Source organism: Nostoc punctiforme PCC 73102, from assembly GCF_000020025.1.
GTDB classification, from domain to species: domain Bacteria; phylum Cyanobacteriota; class Cyanobacteriia; order Cyanobacteriales; family Nostocaceae; genus Nostoc; species Nostoc punctiforme.
Genome location: NC_010628.1, coordinates 4,839,281 through 4,857,510 on the forward strand (window position 1 = coordinate 4,839,281; position 18,230 = coordinate 4,857,510).

Here is an 18,230-nt window from a genome sequence, read left to right on the forward strand (position 1 = left end):
CTTTGGCTAGTCAATCTAGAGTGGAAGTTTTTTATTTGAACTCTGTTAGCTCTAGCCTTTCTAAATTATGATAGCGATAAGACTCGTAACACCAATCGAGATTACCACGAATCCAACTATGCATCCCTGATATATATTTTGTAATTTCAACATCTAATTCTTCTGAAAAAAATGAAAGAGATGATTCTACTTTTATCAAAGAATGTACTTCCTCATTATGAATTTTTACCACTTGTTCTATTGCTTTTTCTAAAGAGATTTTTTTATGATAATGCAGTACAAATATTAAATTGTGAACATCACCACTAGCTATTTCTCTGGATGCTGAAAAGATATCGTTAGACCAGGCAATAATGTCAGTTGTAATTAGTTCCAGCTTTTTGACAAGGTGATGATTTCTTAAAACATCGGGAATGATGAACTGATTACAAAACTCAGACAATGCGAGAACAGCATAAACACCTACACTTGACCTTCGTATCATAATATAAGTGTCTAGATCGGGTACAATTCCCTTTGCGCGGTTGGTTGCTTCCTGAACACACCCATAAAAGTAGTCTTCCAAGTAGCTGATGAAGTAATTGAACCATTTTATACTAGCTCTTTGGAGAGTTCGTTTTCGTAAGTCAATTAATGCATGACTGAATAGTGTATCCTGGCTTGTAAGTTCTGCACCGTTAAGTATTTCTAAATATCTTTGGTGAAAATTATTTAATACTTCAGGTTGCTTTTTTAACTCTGATAGATCGCATTGGTCATCCCAAATAAACACCCAACTCAACCAGTCATGTGTAATCTTCAATTCTTCAAACTTGCTATCAGGGTAAGCAGATGCAGCTAAGAAAAAGAATTTGGACTTGCAAAAACGCTTATAAGCTGATTCATTAGCCAGGAGGTTGAAGCGAAGTACCCATTCAAGAGAGTACTCTTCTAAAACATCGACATACTTATTAGTCTGAGATGGAAATGGACAGTACAAACCAGGGCAAAGTAATTGATTCATAACAATGTATTAGTTTAAAGTACCGAAAAAATGGGTTGCCCTACCAGACAGACAGTAGCTCAATACTATTCTTTAAAGAGCCTTTAAAAAACTTTTAAAAAATTTATATATTAAAACGCACAAGTTTCGTTTACGCCACTACATAGTAGTGTGTAAACACATATAAATATTTCAACAGCTATCTAGATACTTTCATTAAAAAATAAAAGTAGCCACTTCTGTGTGTCTTCATTGAGCAATATGGTTGACTAACTGAAAAAGTTAACTGATGGGTATCAACAACGTAACATTAGCACTACATTTATAAAAAGACAAGGGTAATAATGACTAATTTTAGAGCGATCGTCTTCATAAAGGAGGATTTTCAACTCTAGTGAAAGTGCAGATTTGTCGTTGATGTCCATGCTGTAGCGGTTGCATAGAGCAATTTAGCCTGAGAATGTTGCTGTTATCAGAGTTTTTGGGAACTATATGGTTGTCAGAGGATATATTTGCCAGTCAGTCTGCAAAATAAGGGTGACTTAGCTGCGATCGCAGGCAATAGTAAACAATAAATAAGGAGTTAAATTAATTTAAATACATGAATTATAAGCCATATCTACAAATGCTTAACCTCCCAGAAGATAGTTTAATTTTAGTGGTGGATGATACCACTACAAATTTAGGAATTGTCTTTGACATATTAACTAATGTTGGTTTTAAAGTTGTTACAGAAAATGATGGCAGTAGGGCACTTAAGCAGGCTGAAGAGCAATTACCTGATTTAATTTTATTAGATGTAATGATGCCGGGAATAGATGGATTTGAAACTTGTAAAAGACTGAAAGAAAATTCAGCTACTTATGATATTCCAGTAATTTTTATGACAGCTAACTCTGATACTAATAGTAAAGTTAGGGGTCTAAATATAGGGGCGGTTGATTATATTACTAAACCTTTTAATGAAGAAGAGTTACTAGCTAGAATTAAAACCCATCTACAATTACGAAATCTTACAAAAACTTTAGAGAAACGAGTTGCAGAAAGGACAGCAGCGTTGTCTAAGGCATTAAAAGACCTACAAGAGTCTCAACTTCAGCTTGTGCAGACAGAAAAAATGTCTGCTCTTGGCCAATTAGTAGCAGGAGTTGCTCATGAAATTAATAATCCAGTTAGTTTCATTCATGGAAATCTCGGACATGCTTCAGTATATTTTCAAGACATAGCTAATATTATTAATCTCTATCAGCAGTACTATCCAAATCCGGTACCAGAAATTCAAGAGGAAATTGCAGGGATAGATTTGAAGTATATGCTTTCCGATTTACCTAACTTAATTTCTTCAATGAAAGAGGGTGTTCAGCGCATTCGTAATATTAGTACTAGTCTGAGAACTTTTTCTCGTGCAGATAGCGATCGCAAAGTTTCTTGCAACATTCATGATGGCATCGACAGTACAATCATGATTCTCAAACACCGTTTAAAAGCATCCGAGAATCGACCTGATATTCAAATAATTAGAGATTATGAGAATTTACCAGATTTAGAATGCTTTATCGGACAGCTTAATCAGGTATTTATGAATTTATTAGCTAATGCTATTGATTCTTTAGAGGAGTCTAATATAGGACGAACTTATATTGAAATTGAAGCAAATCCTAATCAAATTTTTATTCAGACTACTCTCAATGAAAACAATAATTATATTCTAATTCGGATTAAAGATAATGGGGTGGGAATGTCGGCTGATGTCCAGCAAAAAATCTTCGACTATTTATTTACCACTAAGCCTGTTGGTCAAGGTACAGGATTAGGATTATCAATTGCTCATCAAATTGTTGTCGAAAAACATGGAGGAACTCTGGAGGTAAATTCAGAACTTGAACACGGTTCAGAATTTATCATTAAACTCCCTATTTACTAATTATACTAAGTAACTTTATCGGAATCTTTATGTTTAAAACAGCAGTAGGCCACAGTAACGATCCAGATTCTCTGTCAGCAATTGAAGAAGTTCTTCAGCAATGTGTCAGTTCCCTTGGAGGAGATATACCAAAAGCTGGGATTCTTTTTTCTGCAATTGACTTTGAACATGCTCTCATTTTGCAGCAAATTCATCAGTTTTTTCCGGGAATTGAGTTAATTGGTGGAACAACTGATGGAGAAATTTCTTCAGTTTTAGAATTTCAGCAAGACTCAATCACCTTAATGTTATTTTGCTCAGATGAAGTTGAAATTAATGCAGGAGTTGGACGTAAGGTTTCAGTCGATCCAATTGCTGTAACTAAACAAGCTGTAGAGCAAGCCAAAGCAAAAACTACTGAAACTCCAAGGCTATGTTTAACTCATCCAGAGAGTCTTACAATTAGTGGTGTATCTATATTGCATGGCTTAAAATTAGCTCTTGGTCAAAATGTGCCGATATTCGGCGGTTTAGCAGGCGATCAGTCCAGATATCAAAATACATATCAATTTTTTCAAACAGAAGTATTAAGTGATTCTGTACCAATTCTACTTTTTTCAGGCACAATATTGTTTTCTCATGGTGTTGCAAGTGGTTGGCATCCTATCGGTCAAATAAGCCAAGTGACTAAGGTAGATAAGAACATACTCTATGAAATAGATGGTAAACCAGCTTTAGATTTTTATCATCATTATCTAGGTTTACTTCCTCCTTCAATGGAATATCCTCTAGCAGTATTTGATCAGAATAGAGACAATTTTTATATAAGAGCGCCGATTGCTTACAATCAGGATTCTGGTAGCATCACCTTTTTTGCAGATATTCCCGATCGAGCTGTAATTCAAATTGCGGAAGCATGTTATGAAGATATTTTGGCAGCTTCTAAAGCATCATTTATGAATGCCTTAAATAATTATCCAGGTGCAGAGCCAAGTGCTGTTTTATTTTTTTCATGTGTAGCTCGTCGGCAAATACTTGGTACGAGAGCAAAAGAAGAGTACCAGAATACGAAACTCTGTTTGACTTACCATTTACCTGGTTGTGGGTTTTATTCTTATGGAGAAATTGCTCCTATAGATGGAATGAGCCAGACACAATTCCACAATGAAACTTTTGTAACTTTAATTTTGGGAACTCGGTAGAATTTTATGGAATTTTTGGATTACCAACAAGAAAATAAGGAACTAAAGAAAGCGAATAGAATTCTTCAAAAGCAATTAGAGCGTTCTGAGGTAGACCGGGTAAAACTAGAAGAGACAAATGAGAAAAAAGAATATTTGCTCAGAAAAGTAATTGCTGAATTAAAGGAATATCAAAACAATCTAGAAGAAAGAAGCCAAGAACTAGAAATGATGCTTCTTAATCTTCAGATAATGCAGAATAAGATGTCTAGTTTGGGAAGTTTGGTTGCAGATGTAGCTCATGAAATTAACAATCCAGTTGGCTTTATAGTAGGTAATCTGACTCCAGCTCAAGAGTATATTCAGAATTTGTTACATTTGATCGACCTATATCAAAAAACCTATCCTCAAGCATCTCAAGAAATTCAAGAAATCATCAAAGTAATGGATCTAGAGTATGTGCGTGAGGATTTACCTAAACTAATTTCATCAATGAGAGAAGGCACTAATCGCATTTCTAATATTAGTAGTAGCTTGCGAACTTTTTCCAGAACAGATACAGAACAAAAAGTTATGTTTAACCTTCATGAATGTATTGACAACACTCTTTTTATTCTCAAGTATCGGTTGAAAGATAATAAGATTCGTCCTGCTATTCAAGTAGTTAAAAATTATGACGGTGAGATTCCTCCTATACCATGCTTTCCAGGACAATTGAGTCAGGTATTTATGAATTTGTTGGCAAATGCAATTGATGCTTTAGATGAGTCGAATTCGGGATTGAGTTTTGATGAAATTAAGGAAAGTCACAATCAAATTATAATTCATACTGCTCGAAACAAAGATGAGAATCACGCATTGATTAAGATTCAAGATAATGGTGTAGGAATATCGCCTGATGTTCAGCAAAAAATGTTTAGTCATTTATTCACAACAAAACCTGTGGGAAAAGGAACAGGATTAGGATTATCAATCGCTTATCAAATAATTGTTCAAAAACATAGGGGAACTCTAGAGGTAAAATCTGTGCTAGGAAAAGGTTCTGAGTTTATCACTAGAATTCCCATCTCTTAAAATAGTAAATCTATCAATTCTTGAAATTAAGATTATTTAAAATTAATTTTTAATATAGAATCAGGCGATTGAAACGAATAATTTGTGGTTCATAATGGGTAATTAACTACGCTTTCAGAGCAGTAAAATTCATTTATTTAAAATAGAAAAATTTGATCCTGTTTGTAAATAAGCTGGTTTATTTGCAAAGTGAGAATTGGTTTGAAGCTAGAAGAGACTTTGCAAAACCGAGAACTGTCGCAACGACAAGATTTAGAAATTGCGATCGCTATCACAATTTATTAGAAACACAAGCAAGCACCAACTTCTTTAAAGAAAGGTATCAACCAGTTACTTTATGGTCATTTTGGGGAACTCTATAACTGTAGTTCCAAGATTGTGTTCTCAAAATTTATGACTAATGCACTTAATCATTCGATAGCCACGCTTAATGTTTCTTTAGAACGCGATATATTTTTACGTACATTAATTAGAGAATTATCTGGCACTTTGCAGGATGTAGTTGGCTTAGAAGAAGCTTCTGGATTTATTAGTGTAGTTGGTGAAAGGATGGCTACGCAGCTTGATCAAGATTACAAATCTGCTCTGGAAGTCTCCAAACTTTCCCGTAAGCAGGTCGCTGATGTCTTGATTGATTTAAAAAAACGAATCCAGGGCGATTTTTATGTTGTTGAGCAGGATGATGAAAAAATTGTCTTTGGCAACCGCGTCTGCCCATTTGGGGAAAAAGTGCTTAATCGCCCTGCCATGTGTATGATGACTTCAAACGTCTTTGGGACGATCGCAGCTAATAATCTGGGATATGCGAAAGTAGAATTGCAACAGACAATAGCACAGGGTGCTTCGGGATGTAGAGTTATTGTTTACTTAAAATTTACAGAAGAGGCAGAAGATGCAGAAGGTCGAGAATACTTTAGGGGACTAGAATCTGTGTAAACTCTTCCTCACTAAAATAACCATAGGATACAAGCTTGAGTGCAGATATGTAAATTAGAATCGAACCCTGAAATTGGAAGCCCCATGACTCCCGAACAATTTCTTGAATTTGCCAGAGTTTTACCAGAACCTTTGCTCCTGGTGAGTGGAGAGGGTCAGTTGCTAGCGACCAATCAACCAGTAGCAGATATGCTGGGGTTACGCCGTCAGGAACTGCGGGGAAAGATGCTCTTTGAACTTGTAACTCAGTCTACTGACGATGTTGTAAAGTACCTGCAAGCTTGTTCAAGTAGTAGAGCAATGGTTATTGGCTCCTTGACTTTACGAAAGAATGATGGACAAACCTTAATATGTCGTAGTCAAGGAGCCGTTATTCAACCTTGGTCTCCTGAATCTTCAAGTTTAATTCTCTTACGTTTAGAAAATAGAACTTTAGCTAGCAGTAATTTTGTTCTCCTAAACCAGAAAATCGATGAGTTAGCAAAAGAAGTTCAGAGACGTAAACAAGCGGAGGAAGCGCTGTGGAAAGCTAATCAAGAGTTAGAAATTCGGGTTGAGGAACGTACAACTGCTTTACAAGAAACACTAAACGAACTACAACTTACCCAAACTCAACTTATCCAAGCTGAGAAAATGTCTAGTTTAGGTCAGATGGTTGCTGGTATTGCTCATGAAATAAATAACCCCGTCAGTTTTATTTATGGAAACCTCCACCACGCCTATAAATACACTCATGATTTACTGAAATTGGTGCAAATCTATCAACAACTTTGTCCCAATACTCCTCTAGAAATCCAACAGGAGCTAGAAGAAATAGACTTAGATTTTCTGATTCAAGATATAACTAAACTCTTCCAGTCAATGACAGTAGGAACAGAGCGAATTCAGGAAATTGTTAAATCACTACGTAACTTTTCCAGACTGGATGAAGCAGAGCTTAAACAAGTCAATATACATGAAGGAATTGATAGTGCTTTAATGATTTTGGAGCATCGACTGCAAGCTAGGCATGAGTACCCAGAAATCAAAGTGATCAAAAAATATAGTCAGCTACCTAATGTAACTTGCTATCCTGGTCAACTTAACCAAGTGTTTATGAATATTCTTGCTAATGCGATCGATGCACTGGAAGCGCTGGCGGTCAATTCGCAAACAACTGACAATCAAAAGCTGACAAATAATAATCCCCAAATTCAAATCAAAACTGAGGTAATCAATGAAAAATGGATTGCGGTTAGTATTGCTGATAATGGTTTGGGAATAGATGAACAAGTTCGCTCAAAGGTATTCGATCCATTTTTCACTACCAAAACCGTGGGTAAAGGCACAGGAATAGGGCTATCTGTAAGCTATCAAATTATAGTTGAAAAACATGGCGGACAACTGAGCTGTTTTTCGGTTCCAGGAAAAGGTGCAGAATTTGTGATCAAGATACCTGTTAACTCAGTCTCATAAAATTTTAGGACTTACGTAAAAGAATTACCCCTACAATTTTGCGTAAGTTCTATAGGTGCATCTTCATACAGAATTCAATACTCCTCGAAGCAACACATTCTTGGGTAAAGACGCGATTCATCGCGTCTCTACAGATGGTCTATTTGTCGCATTCTTTTTTCAAATTGGTATTAAAGGTTTTTTCTTTTCCCCGCCCCTTCCCACCTTACCCTTTTCCCCAAAACCCGACGACAAGTATTGATACAGAATTGGTATTAATAGATATGAAAAACGCCTGTCTGCTAATTAGCAAACAGACGTATCTTTGAGTAGAAAGTTATATTGAGAATCGGTTAAATCTTAGCGGTAGAATCAACTGAGGGTTGAGACTGACTAACCGAATCTAACTTTGGTAAAAGCAGTAGATTTTGTGCTTCTACATGACTGTTGATTGTTGCTTGCAAAAATGGCGTATTGGAGATGGAATTGTTAGCCAATGTAAACAGTGGATTTGACAAAATCCCTGCTAGGGAAGTGGCAATTAATGTTATCACCAGCCCGACTTGCAAAGGCCTTAGTCCAGGTAAATCCCAACGCACTTGTGGATAATTCTTCACCGCGTCGGACATTTCATGGGGTTCTTTGACTACCATCATCTTAACTACGCGAATGTAGTAGTAGATGGAGACGACGGTGGTAACTAAGCCCAGTAAGACTAACCAATAAAGTCCTGCTTGCCAACCAGCCCAGAATAAGTAAATCTTGCCGAAAAACCCAGCCAATGGTGGAATACCACCCAAGGAAAGCAGAGCAATACTCAACCCCAATGTTAGGAGTGGGTCTTTTTGATATAACCCAGAGTATTCGGCAATCTGGTCGGTTCCTGTCCGCAGTGAGAACAGGATGATGCAGGTAAAACCGCACAGGTTCATGAACAAGTAAACCAGTAGGTAAAATATCATACTGGCATACCCTGCTTGTGTCCCAGCAATCAAGCCAATCATCACAAACCCGGCTTGGGCAATGGATGAATAAGCTAGCATTCGTTTCATGCTGGTTTGGGCTAGGGCGACTACGTTACCCAAAATCATGCTGAGAACGGCTAGAGCAGTGAAGACAAATCTCCACTCGTCTGCAACAAGAGGGAAGGCTGTTGTCAGCAAGCGGATGGCTAGGGCAAACCCAGCTGCTTTGGAACCAACAGATAAAAAGGCGATGACTGGGGTGGGAGCGCCTTCATAAACGTCTGGTGTCCACTGGTGGAAAGGTGCAGCGGAGATTTTAAAGCCAATACCTGCGATCGCAAAAACTAGAGCAATCACTAAACCTAAAGATTGTCCCACTTTCGCTGTGGCAATGCCATTTGCGATCGCACTTAATTCAGTTTGTCCTCCAGATAATCCATACAGCAGTGATACACCGTACAAAAATACTGCTGTACTGGAAGCTCCAATTAACAAGTATTTCAGCGCCGCTTCATTGGAGCGGGGGTCACGCTTGGTATAACCTGTCAGCAAGTAAGAGGAAATACTCAGGGTTTCTAGGGAGATGAAAATCATCACCAACTCACTAGCCCCGGATAAAAACATCCCTCCTAAAGTCGCACTCAGCAAAATAGCGATGAATTCGGCTAAAGGAGTGCCGCTTTGATCGACGTAGCGAATTGACATCAGTATAGTCACAGCCGCAGACAAGGCAATGATGCCGCGAAAGACGATACTCAGGTCATCACCATTAAAGCCACCGGTAAAAGAGATGGGATTAGGATTGTCCCATTGAAAATATAGGGCGACAATGGAAGTAAATAAACCTGCGATCGCTAGATATCCAATCCAGCGTGCGGATGTACGCCCCAAAATCAAATCAACAATCAAAACCCCCAAGAGGGTGAGAATAACAATCCCCTCTGGTAAAATCGTTCCAGCATTTAACTGGGATGCAATATTAGCAAAATCCATGAGATGTATAGGTTTTGGCGATTAGACATTAAGGCTAACTCTGTTCACTCTAGCAAGTTTTCTAATCCCCGGACTAGCTCTTTGAACAAGAGCTTAACAGCTTGGGTGCAAATTGCGATCGCCTACGGCATACTGTTCGCGTTCGCACCAACTTCACTAGCTTACCAGCAGGTTTCTCAGTAGTTAGGGATTCACCTAAATACTTTCCTACTTGGTTTTTAAGGTATGACCTTAATTAAATAATGATGCCGCAGCTGCGATCGCTATGTACAAAAAGCTAATTAATAATTAATAAGGGCACAGGATTGCTGTGCCCCTACAAGATTCATAACTTTTAACTTTATTAAAAACCCACTGATGGCAGCTTGCCTTGTAGCGATTGGAATCTAGACTGAACACAGTTTGCACAATTGCAACCAACTCGATCAATAATCGGATTGGATGCTTGAATCAAGTTTACTGTCACTAGATCGGAAATTTGTTGTGTAGATGCTACAGTAACAACTTGTGTAGCATATAGAGATTTGAGGCTGGATGCGTGTACTGGATTAACTATCAGTAGCATGGATACCAGAAATGCGGGACAAGCAAGTAAAATCAGTTTCACTATGTTCATAATTTACACAAAAATACCTTTGGTGATACAGCATAACCAATAAATTGACGAGGTTCAACTTTAATTACTGAGTATTATTTAACTACGCCCAAATCCTTGACCTCGTAAAACCTTTGACCAAATAACCAATTCGCCTTGCTCACCACCTGCGGCCAGTAACTTGCCTTGGGGATGCCATGCTAAGGTCGAAAAACCTCCTGAGACACCTGTGATAATTTGAGATACTTCCTTGGCTTGGTTCCACAAACACAACCAGCCATCAGCAGCAGCAGAAGCGAGAAGGAAACTTTTTGGTGCAAAGGCGATCGCATTGATCGTACCTACATGATTTGTTAATACTCGTGCTTCCCAACCTAAAGTATCATCCTCTAGTTTCTCCCACACCACAATACCTTCAACGCTGGAAGATGCCAGGATTGGCGCACCTACTTTAGTCATAGCTTCTGACCATGCCAATTGGCGAATTTTTCCAGGGAAACCACGCATTACCCAAGGGTCGGGATTGTTCCATTCCAAAACAGTGACACTACGATCCATGTTGCCAGAAGCCAGGAATTTACCATCGGGCGACCAAGCCATAGCTAAACTGACAGTAGTCATATCTAGGCTGTATGGTTCTTCATCCCAGTTTTGACTATGCCAAATCTTTACTCCCTTATAACCACTAATGGCTAAGTATTGTCCGTCAATGCGCCAATCTATACCCAATACTGAAGAGTTGTCGAAATTCAGCGTCACGACAATTTCATGAGTATCTACATCCCAGACTTGGACGTAACGCCCCAAACTAAAAGCCAGTTGGTTACTGGTGTAATTCCAAGCTAGCTTGTCAACCCATGCGGGGGCATTTTCCAAGGTGGCGATTAATTCAGTATTCTGCCAAATTTTTACTTGTCCATCCTGTCCGCCAACAGCTAAAAATTTTCCATCTGGGGAAAATGCCAGACAGTCTACTGATTTACCGTTACCAGTTTGTAAAGTTGTGAGTTCGCCATCATTCCACAAAACTACTTCACCAGCGGCGGAAGTTGCTGCTAAAGTTTTACCTTGTGGCGACCAAGCGATCGCAGTTACATAATCTGAAAGTGTCCCCGAATAGTGTTGTTCAAATTCCTTAGATTTGGTTGTGGAGTTCATATTTGCAAGGTGGAGTGGGGAATGGGGAATGGGGAATGGGGAATGGTAAATTCCCTACTTTCCACTCCCTAACTTATGCTAGACAAGCGAGAAAATCTTGCTTGAGTTGGGCTGCATCAAGGTTGCGGCCGATGAAGACTAGTTCGTTTTTGGGGGTTTCGCTAGGTTTCCAGGGGCGATCGGGTTTGCCATCAAATATCATGTGTACCCCTTGGAATACAAATCGATTATCTTCTCCAGCAATATTTAAAATGCCTTTCATCCGAAAGATGTCTGGGCCTTGGGTACGCAGTAATTTCGAAAGCCAAGTGTTTAATTTTTCTCCATCGACTGCGCCTGCTTCTACTAAAGCCACAGAATAAACAGTTTCATCGTGTACGTGGGCATCTTCACCTAAGAAATCTGGATCGATTTCTAATGCACGATCTAAATCAAAGGCTTTTACACCTAATAAAGCATCCATTCCTAGTTCAGAATTTTGGGTGCGGTAGATTTTTGCGATCGCATTCATCGCCCGAATCCGTTTTTCTAATTCATCTAACTCTTCTGGCGCTACCAAATCTGTTTTATTAAGTAAAATTACATCGGCAAAGGCAATCTGTTCTTGGGCTTCGTCTGCATCCCAATGCTGCCAAATATGCTTGGCATCTACCACTGTCACTACCGCATCTAGAGATATTTGACTTTGCAAATCTTCATCTACAAAAAATGTCTGAATCACTGGAGCTGGATCGGCTAATCCAGTTGTTTCAATTACTAAATGGTCAAATTTATCGCGCCGCTTCATCAAATTACCAATGATGCGAATTAAATCGCCGCGTACTGTACAACAGATACAGCCATTATTCATTTCAAATATTTCTTCATCTGCATCGATAATCAATTGATTATCAATACCCACTTCCCCAAATTCATTGACAATCACAGCAACTTTTTTGCCGTGTTCGTAGGTGAGGATGTGATTGAGTAGAGTCGTTTTACCTGCTCCCAAATAGCCTGTAAGAACAGTAACGGGAACTGAATTGTTGATTACGTCAGCCACCATACTCTAAATTCCTCTTGTCTCACCTTATGGATAATCATTATCGCCCATAATAAATCTTTTTCTATTTTTGTGCGAACTTACTGTTATTTTGGGTTTCAGTAAAATAATCAAATAATTTAATCACAGAACATTTTATTTTTATGCATCTGTAATAAGTAATAAATATTCATAAGTTGGGGTAGCTGGTAGGAATATGGCATACAAGCCGACCCACAGTGCGGCCAATACGGTTAGATTAAAGTTAGCACTCTTTGTCAAAGTCATTTTTTTAACGTAGACGCGGAGCGGTGAGCCAGTCCGGTGGACGGGTTCCCCGGCATAAAGGAACTGGCGTTAGCGTAGCGGTAGCGAGGTACGAGCGTCTACCCGTAGGGCTTGCCGCAGGCTACCACAGAGGCGCAGAGAGCGCAGAGAGAAAAAGTGCGAGAACTGCATTTGCTTCTCTCTCTGTGTCCTCTGCGCCTCTGCGGTTTAAAAGAATTTATTAACCAATATTTTACCCTTCTTGAAAGGGCTAGTTCTATAATCCTAGTCTCGCACCAAGGTGCAATATAAAGATTTAATTTTCTGAAGAGAACAAAAAATCTTGAACTACTTCTAAAACAACGGCTGGATATTCTTCATGCAATCCCAAAGAACCGGGAATAACAACACTTCTCACTCCTGGTAATGCTACCAAAGCGTTCATTTCTTCTCGTGATTTGGGGGGGCTGGATTCCCCAATTACTACCATGAGCGGTACAGTTAAAGATTGCACAAGTTCCAGAAAATCAGATTGTTCGCGTACAGCATCGAGATTACCAGTTACAAAAGCAGCAGATGCAAATCGCGCTCCTGGTTGTTGAGTTGTCTGCCACTTCTTCTCAATGAAACTGGGTGTAATTTTAGCCGCGTCAGTAAAGACATGGCGACGGTACATCAAACTTAAGAAAGATTGGGTAGTGTTGAGTTTGTAGAGAGCTTGACCAAGTATAGGCGATCGCACTAATTCTCTCACAAAGCCAGCTATCTGTTGACTTGCCCCCATTGTTGGCAAAGGCCCGCGCCAAGTAGGAGCCAACAATACAATTTTTGAGAAAGCAGCCTGCTTGAGAGCTAATTGTAAAACGTAACTAGCAGCATGACCAGCCGCCACCACAGTAATGGGGGTATTAAAAACAGCTTTGACAAAATCTTCCAGAAAGTGCTGATATATTTCCGGTCGGTAATCCAAGCTAGGGCGAGAAGATTCACCAAATCCAGGCCAATCTATGGCTACAACTTGAAAATTGGGAGCTAGTAATTTGGCAAGTTCACCTACTTCCAAGCGAGTCGAAACACTGCTGAAAGATGGTAGTAGCAATAGCGGTGAACCTTCACCAAGGGTTTCATAAACAACGCGCAATTGCTGATTTTCCCAATTCCAGAGATATTCTTGAACTACTCCACCAAAGCCAATAGCAGCAAAGGTGGATAATACATTGGTTGACATGACACTAAATTTTGGTAGTTGTACCTTATTTATTTGTCATTTGTCCTTTGTCCTTTGTCCTTTGCAAATGACCAATGACCAATGACCAATGACTAATGACCAATGAGCAATAACCAAGTTTAGCTAGGCAAATCTAACTTACATTCCAACGCTTTTTTTTGCATGGTTTTAAAAATGTTGTAAAATCCATTAGCGCGGGAAGGTGTCAGACTAACGTTTAAGCCTGTTTCTTGAATAAAATCTGGGGTAAGTTGGACAATTTCAGTTGGCGTTAGTCCCTGCAATCCTTCAACTAGAAGCCCTACTAAACCTTTGGTTAACTGGGAATCAGACTCGCCCTGAAACACAACCTTACCGTCATTCAAAGTTGCTGTGATATAAACTTGAGACACGCAACCAGGAACTTTATTTTCGGGTAATTTATCAGCTTCTGGGAACTCATTGAGCTTCTGAGCATACCAGATTAGCTGTTCGTAGCGCCGCTTCGGTTCAGAAGCGCGTTGAAAGCGCTGGACAATTTTAGCAAGCGCAGGTGGCAAAGAATCTAGAGTTGAGGACATAACAGAAGCTGCAAATGATCGGTCTTACCTTGAGTGTAAATTATCTGGAGAGCGATGCCTACGGTGGGCTGCACCTACACGCCTCTGGTTCTCTTGCTGGTATGAAGCTAGCTTATAACTTGTCAAATTCAGATAATTCCTGCGTAGGCGCTGCCCGCCGTAGGCATCGCACTTATCTTCAGTTACCTTTTTAATGCATCTAATCGCAAAAACTTAATTTTTTTATAAGCAGCCTTTAACAGCAACTCTGTACAAGTTACGTTGTATCGATATGCATTTACAAAAATAGCTGCAAGTAGCTTGTAACTAAGCAGCCAGATGATAATCAACAATTAAAAATTAAAAATCAAAAAAATTCTGACTTTTAATTTTTAATTTCTCTCCCTTAGGGATTAGTTCGTAGTTTGTGCAGCTAGCATCTGCTTCAGCTTTTCTAATTCCGAAGCCCAACGAGGATCTGGACGAATAGCGTCTGAATCGGTAGTTGTTGTGGTGCTGTTGTCGCGAGAACCGCCGCCACTGCCGCCACGACGAGGCTTTTTAGAGCTTTTCTCCCGACGGCTACCTTCTCTATTAACGCTAGGAGTGGGCGTACTACTACCAGCCAGAGTAACTGGTTTAGGAGCTTGTTCGTCGCCCTCTTCACCCTTTGTCCGAGGTAATGCCTTTTCTAGCTTAATGGCAGTGTCTTTAAACATCTGACCATTATACTTTTCAATGATTTCGTCAGCTTGTTCGTCATTGTTGACGGTAAGAAAACCGAAACCACGGCATTTGCCAGTTTTGCGGTCTTTAATTAATTTAGTAGTTACAGCTTCACCTTCTGCTGCAAAAACTGCTTGCAAATCTTGACGATCAATTTCTTCTTTAGGCAAATTACCTATATATAGGCGAACGGACATGAACTATACCTCCAAAGTTAAATGAACATGGCAAGGCGAGAAAACAATCACTTGGCTTTGGCTTTTAATTTAAATAGATGCTATTGACCAAGACTGCCATCAACCAATTTTTTGCTCGAAACTGTCAACCTATACAATACAGTTTTTCGTCGGGATCAAGCTTGTTTAATCCAAAGGCCCACACAATGGTGAGCTAATAACACCTTAATTCTAAGAATTGTAAATTTAATAGCCTATTGCCTGCTAAAGTACACGCTTTCTTCCATGCCTTTTTCGCAGAATCAAATACCATTCCTTACATTACCACGGTATTTTCTACGTAGCTAGTTTAGCGCATACATTTCTAACGTTAGTATTACTGTATCGTAACATAAAACACATTTTTTTATTCAAGGGAGCATAATTTGAAACAAAAACCAGCCGATGGCTGGTTGATTTCCTGCTGTGTTGGGAGGATAAAAAGGTATGGAGGGGGGAAAAGCATCCGAATTCATGACTAAGCTGTAGTGCTGAGTTATGTTGGCTGCTATTGTTTGTGTAAATAAATGTAACACTTTGAAAGAAAACCTGCAACTTTTCTTTACATTACAATTTGTAATTTGTCAGTTGTCCTTTGCTAATGACCAATGACCAATGACTAACCAGTCAGAAAAACGTATGCGCCCCAAGCCTGTGCTGCAACTGCCAAAAAAGTAGACCAGATGGGATGAGGGCTATGAATAGTTTTACCACTTTGAGTTTCTAAGGTGTGGACATCGATCCAAGGTGTCGCTCCTCGCCGGAACCAACCTGTGACGATAATTTGCCGACCGATGAGATCCTGGTGATTCACTGACTGTCCTAGCCAAGAAATGTGGTGTAATTTCACCAAGCCTGTGCTGGATTGGAGGATTAAATCTTGTGCTAGGGAGTTGCTAGTGCCTTGACGACCTAATAGTTTGCCCACCAGACGCACGCTGACGCTATCAATAGGTAAGGCAGAAGGGTCGGCTAATAGGTTGGGCAGGTAGTCATCAGTTTGCACAGTAGCGGATTTGATGTCAGGGAAAAAAGAATTAATCCGCATTACTGTACCGATGCTAAAGCCAATTAGAAGGCAGCCTGTAATGAAAGACCAATCTTCATATATCCACTTTAGATTTAAAAACTTGAGTACGAATGCTAGTTGCCAGGTTAGCCAGACCAAAGCTGCAAACAGAAACCCTAAAGGAATTCCCAACCAGGGAGCGATTTGTAATAAGAAAGACTGACGGTTAACCTGTGATGGTTCGCTAGCAAAATGCAGTTCGGTGTCCAGATGCCAGTGACGGGCTATTTTGCAGAGGTGTTCGATGCGATCGCCCATCAAAGAATGACTATTATTAATAGTAAACCATTGGCGATAGGGATTAGCGGTATCCCACTTCAAAAATGATTCAAAAGATAAATTGCTGGCAATAGTGCCCAAAGAAAGGCTCTGTTGGTGGCCGACTGGTGTTAAGAGATTTAAGCTTTCTAATTGCCAACTGGTCTGTTCTTCTTTTTGGATATCAGCTGCAATACCAATGGAAATTTTGAGTAAAGCGCGAATCAGGGCATTGGGATTACCAGTAATTTCAGATGCGACGCGATCGCTATAATAAAGCCGCAACCGCGACAACCACAATCCAGTCCCAGTCAGTAAACCCCAAACTCCATAAACGAGACTAGCCACAATTGTCACCGGCCAGCGCCAGATTTCCCTCGATATTTTGTCTCCCAACTCTGATATTTGCTGATAAAGCTTATGGATGGGTAGTGTCACCAGCAGCAACAAAGACATCACAGAAAAATCCCAGTGAGCAATGTGCCCTAGCTGCGTGGCGTAAATAATTGCGATTTCATCATCTGCTAGTTGCTCTAATAGCCCTTGACTTACAACAATCCTGGCATTACGTGGTAAACTACCGTAAGTTAGAATAATTGGTGCAGCCATTGGTAAAATCCGCAGTTTGGGTAAGGGCCAGTGACGCTGTTGACAACAACGTTGTAGCACCCGCACAGCTTCGCGGCTATGGGCATTCAATACATCTTTGGGAAATTCTCGCTGACCATATAAGTTCGCCAGTAGCAGATCCAGTAACCAAGGTGATATTCCAATCAAAATCACCAATACTATTAGCAACAATTTAGTAGGGTTGCTGTATAAAAGCTGCAACGGCTCCAGATAAGGTAGTTTGACTAAAGTCAGGTTGATGAATCCCATTGCAAACTTTAGGATTTCTCGCATCACCCAAAATAGGGCAATGAATGTTCCTGCTGTCAGCAGCCGTAAAGGAATTAATTTCGGTTTACGTAGAGGTTGCCATGCTTTGGCACGTTGTGCTTGTCGCCAATAGATAACACCAAATAATTTAGCTTGGGTGCGGGTAACAGAACCCATGAAACCGTTTAAAGGTGCAGTCGGTGGTGGTAATGGTGTAGCTACCGTAGCTTTGAGTCTAGGTAGTGGCACCATCGGCGGGGTGTCGGTCTTAGTTTCTATTACTTGCTCTTCTGGCTTTTCCTCTAATGTAGGATTTTCCGGGGGGGTAACTGGGGGAGAATCTGGAGGAGGATCTGGAGTTGAGTTATCAAACGCTACAAATCCAGTTTCGACATTTTTTGATTCTCGATCGCGTTTCTTACGTTTTGTCAGGTGTTCGAGAGCGCGTGTTGCCCACTCTTGAACTTGCGGATTGTTACTCTCAATGAGATTCTGGGAAATAGCGATCGCTTTGGGAACTTCGCCAGTGCGAGCATAAGCCATCACTAAACCAACCTGGGCTTGTAAGCTAGCAGTACCATTGTTTTGGCTGCTAGCAATAGGTTCTAGTTGAGCGATCGCTGTTTGGTAATTTCCCTGCTTGAGGGCAATTAAACCAGCCTCCAAAGACGGTTTGGCATGTGAAGGCATACAAATTCTGGCACTCCAATCTCTTCTAGGTGATCCACGTTTGTGCAAAAGCGCGAACCTCGGATGCCGTGGAACTCAACCGCGCCCGAGTTTTGCTTGTCAAGTGAATGATAAAGA

The 18,230-nt window shown here is 40.0% G+C and carries 16 protein-coding genes; 7 read left to right on the forward strand and 9 right to left on the reverse strand.

All coding sequences use genetic code 11. The annotated features are described in order from the left end of the window. Positions 1–31: 31 nt before the first annotated feature. Positions 32–1,003, reverse strand: coding sequence for a germacrene-A synthase (locus NPUN_RS19355; protein ID WP_012410187.1), 972 nt, complete (start codon positions 1,001–1,003; stop codon positions 32–34). Between the two features lie 580 nt (positions 1,004–1,583). Between NPUN_RS19355 and NPUN_RS19360 the strand changes: the two genes are divergently transcribed. The 5 genes from NPUN_RS19360 to NPUN_RS19380 all read left to right on the forward strand — a co-directional run bounded on the left by NPUN_RS19360 (position 1,584) and on the right by NPUN_RS19380 (position 7,531). After that, positions 1,584–2,906, forward strand: coding sequence for a hybrid sensor histidine kinase/response regulator (locus NPUN_RS19360; protein ID WP_012410188.1), 1,323 nt, complete (start codon positions 1,584–1,586; stop codon positions 2,904–2,906). 29 nt (positions 2,907–2,935) lie between these two features. Next, a complete protein-coding gene (locus NPUN_RS19365; protein ID WP_012410189.1) occupies positions 2,936–4,087 on the forward strand; it encodes an FIST signal transduction protein in 1,152 nt (383 codons plus the stop codon). 6 nt (positions 4,088–4,093) lie between these two features. Continuing rightward, positions 4,094–5,140: a sensor histidine kinase gene (locus NPUN_RS19370; protein WP_012410190.1), complete on the forward strand. Its 1,047-nt coding sequence runs from the start codon at positions 4,094–4,096 to the stop codon at positions 5,138–5,140. Between the two features lie 393 nt (positions 5,141–5,533). Next, a complete protein-coding gene (locus NPUN_RS19375; protein ID WP_012410191.1) occupies positions 5,534–6,076 on the forward strand; it encodes a methanogen output domain 1-containing protein in 543 nt (180 codons plus the stop codon). Between the two features lie 84 nt (positions 6,077–6,160). Further along, positions 6,161–7,531, forward strand: a complete 1,371-nt coding sequence (locus tag NPUN_RS19380) for an ATP-binding protein (RefSeq protein WP_012410192.1) — start codon at positions 6,161–6,163, stop codon at positions 7,529–7,531. A gap of 332 nt (positions 7,532–7,863) precedes the next feature. Here NPUN_RS19380 and NPUN_RS19385 read toward each other — a convergent pair whose 3' ends face one another. Then, positions 7,864–9,468: an NAD(P)H-quinone oxidoreductase subunit N gene (locus tag NPUN_RS19385; RefSeq protein WP_012410193.1), complete on the reverse strand. Its 1,605-nt coding sequence runs from the start codon at positions 9,466–9,468 to the stop codon at positions 7,864–7,866. A 3-nt stretch (positions 9,469–9,471) separates the two neighbouring features. Between NPUN_RS19385 and NPUN_RS19390 the strand changes: the two genes are divergently transcribed. Next, positions 9,472–9,651 carry a hypothetical protein gene (locus NPUN_RS19390; RefSeq protein ID WP_041565514.1) on the forward strand — a complete coding sequence of 60 codons (180 nt, stop codon included), beginning with the start codon at positions 9,472–9,474 and terminating at the stop codon, positions 9,649–9,651. Positions 9,652–9,811: 160 nt separating this feature from the next. Here the strand turns inward: NPUN_RS19390 and NPUN_RS19395 are convergent, their stop codons facing one another. The 5 genes from NPUN_RS19395 to NPUN_RS19415 all read right to left on the reverse strand — a co-directional run bounded on the left by NPUN_RS19395 (position 9,812) and on the right by NPUN_RS19415 (position 14,297). Then, complete coding sequence (locus tag NPUN_RS19395; protein WP_012410194.1) at positions 9,812–10,084, reverse strand: hypothetical protein; 273 nt, start codon at positions 10,082–10,084, stop codon at positions 9,812–9,814. A gap of 78 nt (positions 10,085–10,162) precedes the next feature. Next, the gene (locus tag NPUN_RS19400) at positions 10,163–11,221 is read right to left on the reverse strand and encodes a WD40 repeat domain-containing protein (protein ID WP_012410195.1); all 1,059 of its coding nucleotides are present in this window, start codon (positions 11,219–11,221) and stop codon (positions 10,163–10,165) included. A gap of 73 nt (positions 11,222–11,294) precedes the next feature. Continuing rightward, positions 11,295–12,266, reverse strand: a complete 972-nt coding sequence (locus tag NPUN_RS19405) for a CobW family GTP-binding protein (RefSeq protein WP_012410196.1) — start codon at positions 12,264–12,266, stop codon at positions 11,295–11,297. Between the two features lie 559 nt (positions 12,267–12,825). After that, positions 12,826–13,737, reverse strand: a complete 912-nt coding sequence (locus tag NPUN_RS19410; RefSeq protein ID WP_012410197.1) for an alpha/beta fold hydrolase — start codon at positions 13,735–13,737, stop codon at positions 12,826–12,828. A gap of 119 nt (positions 13,738–13,856) precedes the next feature. Continuing rightward, positions 13,857–14,297, reverse strand: coding sequence for a SufE family protein (locus NPUN_RS19415; RefSeq protein ID WP_012410198.1), 441 nt, complete (start codon positions 14,295–14,297; stop codon positions 13,857–13,859). 14 nt (positions 14,298–14,311) lie between these two features. Between NPUN_RS19415 and NPUN_RS40890 the strand changes: the two genes are divergently transcribed. Beyond that, positions 14,312–14,491 carry a hypothetical protein gene (locus NPUN_RS40890; RefSeq protein ID WP_148220344.1) on the forward strand — a complete coding sequence of 60 codons (180 nt, stop codon included), beginning with the start codon at positions 14,312–14,314 and terminating at the stop codon, positions 14,489–14,491. A gap of 198 nt (positions 14,492–14,689) precedes the next feature. Here NPUN_RS40890 and NPUN_RS19420 read toward each other — a convergent pair whose 3' ends face one another. Then, positions 14,690–15,199 carry an RNA recognition motif domain-containing protein gene (locus tag NPUN_RS19420; protein WP_012410199.1) on the reverse strand — a complete coding sequence of 170 codons (510 nt, stop codon included), beginning with the start codon at positions 15,197–15,199 and terminating at the stop codon, positions 14,690–14,692. A gap of 637 nt (positions 15,200–15,836) precedes the next feature. Then, a complete protein-coding gene (locus NPUN_RS19425) occupies positions 15,837–18,113 on the reverse strand; it encodes a M48 family metalloprotease (RefSeq protein WP_012410200.1) in 2,277 nt (758 codons plus the stop codon). Between the last annotated feature and the right edge of the window lie 117 nt (positions 18,114–18,230).

Excerpts from the sequence above, each read along its gene's own strand:
- NPUN_RS19355 (WP_012410187.1), bottom strand. The coding sequence starts at position 1,003 with ATGAATCAATTACTTTGCCCTGGTTTGTACTGTCCATTTCCATCTCAG.
- NPUN_RS19360 (WP_012410188.1), top strand. The coding sequence starts at position 1,584 with ATGAATTATAAGCCATATCTACAAATGCTTAACCTCCCAGAAGATAGT.
- NPUN_RS19365 (WP_012410189.1), top strand. The coding sequence starts at position 2,936 with ATGTTTAAAACAGCAGTAGGCCACAGTAACGATCCAGATTCTCTGTCA.
- NPUN_RS19370 (WP_012410190.1), top strand. The coding sequence starts at position 4,094 with ATGGAATTTTTGGATTACCAACAAGAAAATAAGGAACTAAAGAAAGCG.
- NPUN_RS19375 (WP_012410191.1), top strand. The coding sequence starts at position 5,534 with ATGACTAATGCACTTAATCATTCGATAGCCACGCTTAATGTTTCTTTA.
- NPUN_RS19380 (WP_012410192.1), top strand. The coding sequence starts at position 6,161 with ATGACTCCCGAACAATTTCTTGAATTTGCCAGAGTTTTACCAGAACCT.
- NPUN_RS19385 (WP_012410193.1), bottom strand. The coding sequence starts at position 9,468 with ATGGATTTTGCTAATATTGCATCCCAGTTAAATGCTGGAACGATTTTA.
- NPUN_RS19390 (WP_041565514.1), top strand. The coding sequence starts at position 9,472 with ATGTATAGGTTTTGGCGATTAGACATTAAGGCTAACTCTGTTCACTCT.
- NPUN_RS19395 (WP_012410194.1), bottom strand. The coding sequence starts at position 10,084 with ATGAACATAGTGAAACTGATTTTACTTGCTTGTCCCGCATTTCTGGTA.
- NPUN_RS19400 (WP_012410195.1), bottom strand. The coding sequence starts at position 11,221 with ATGAACTCCACAACCAAATCTAAGGAATTTGAACAACACTATTCGGGG.
- NPUN_RS19405 (WP_012410196.1), bottom strand. The coding sequence starts at position 12,266 with ATGGTGGCTGACGTAATCAACAATTCAGTTCCCGTTACTGTTCTTACA.
- NPUN_RS19410 (WP_012410197.1), bottom strand. The coding sequence starts at position 13,737 with ATGTCAACCAATGTATTATCCACCTTTGCTGCTATTGGCTTTGGTGGA.
- NPUN_RS19415 (WP_012410198.1), bottom strand. The coding sequence starts at position 14,297 with ATGTCCTCAACTCTAGATTCTTTGCCACCTGCGCTTGCTAAAATTGTC.
- NPUN_RS40890 (WP_148220344.1), top strand. The coding sequence starts at position 14,312 with ATGATCGGTCTTACCTTGAGTGTAAATTATCTGGAGAGCGATGCCTAC.
- NPUN_RS19420 (WP_012410199.1), bottom strand. The coding sequence starts at position 15,199 with ATGTCCGTTCGCCTATATATAGGTAATTTGCCTAAAGAAGAAATTGAT.
- NPUN_RS19425 (WP_012410200.1), bottom strand. The coding sequence starts at position 18,113 with ATGCCTTCACATGCCAAACCGTCTTTGGAGGCTGGTTTAATTGCCCTC.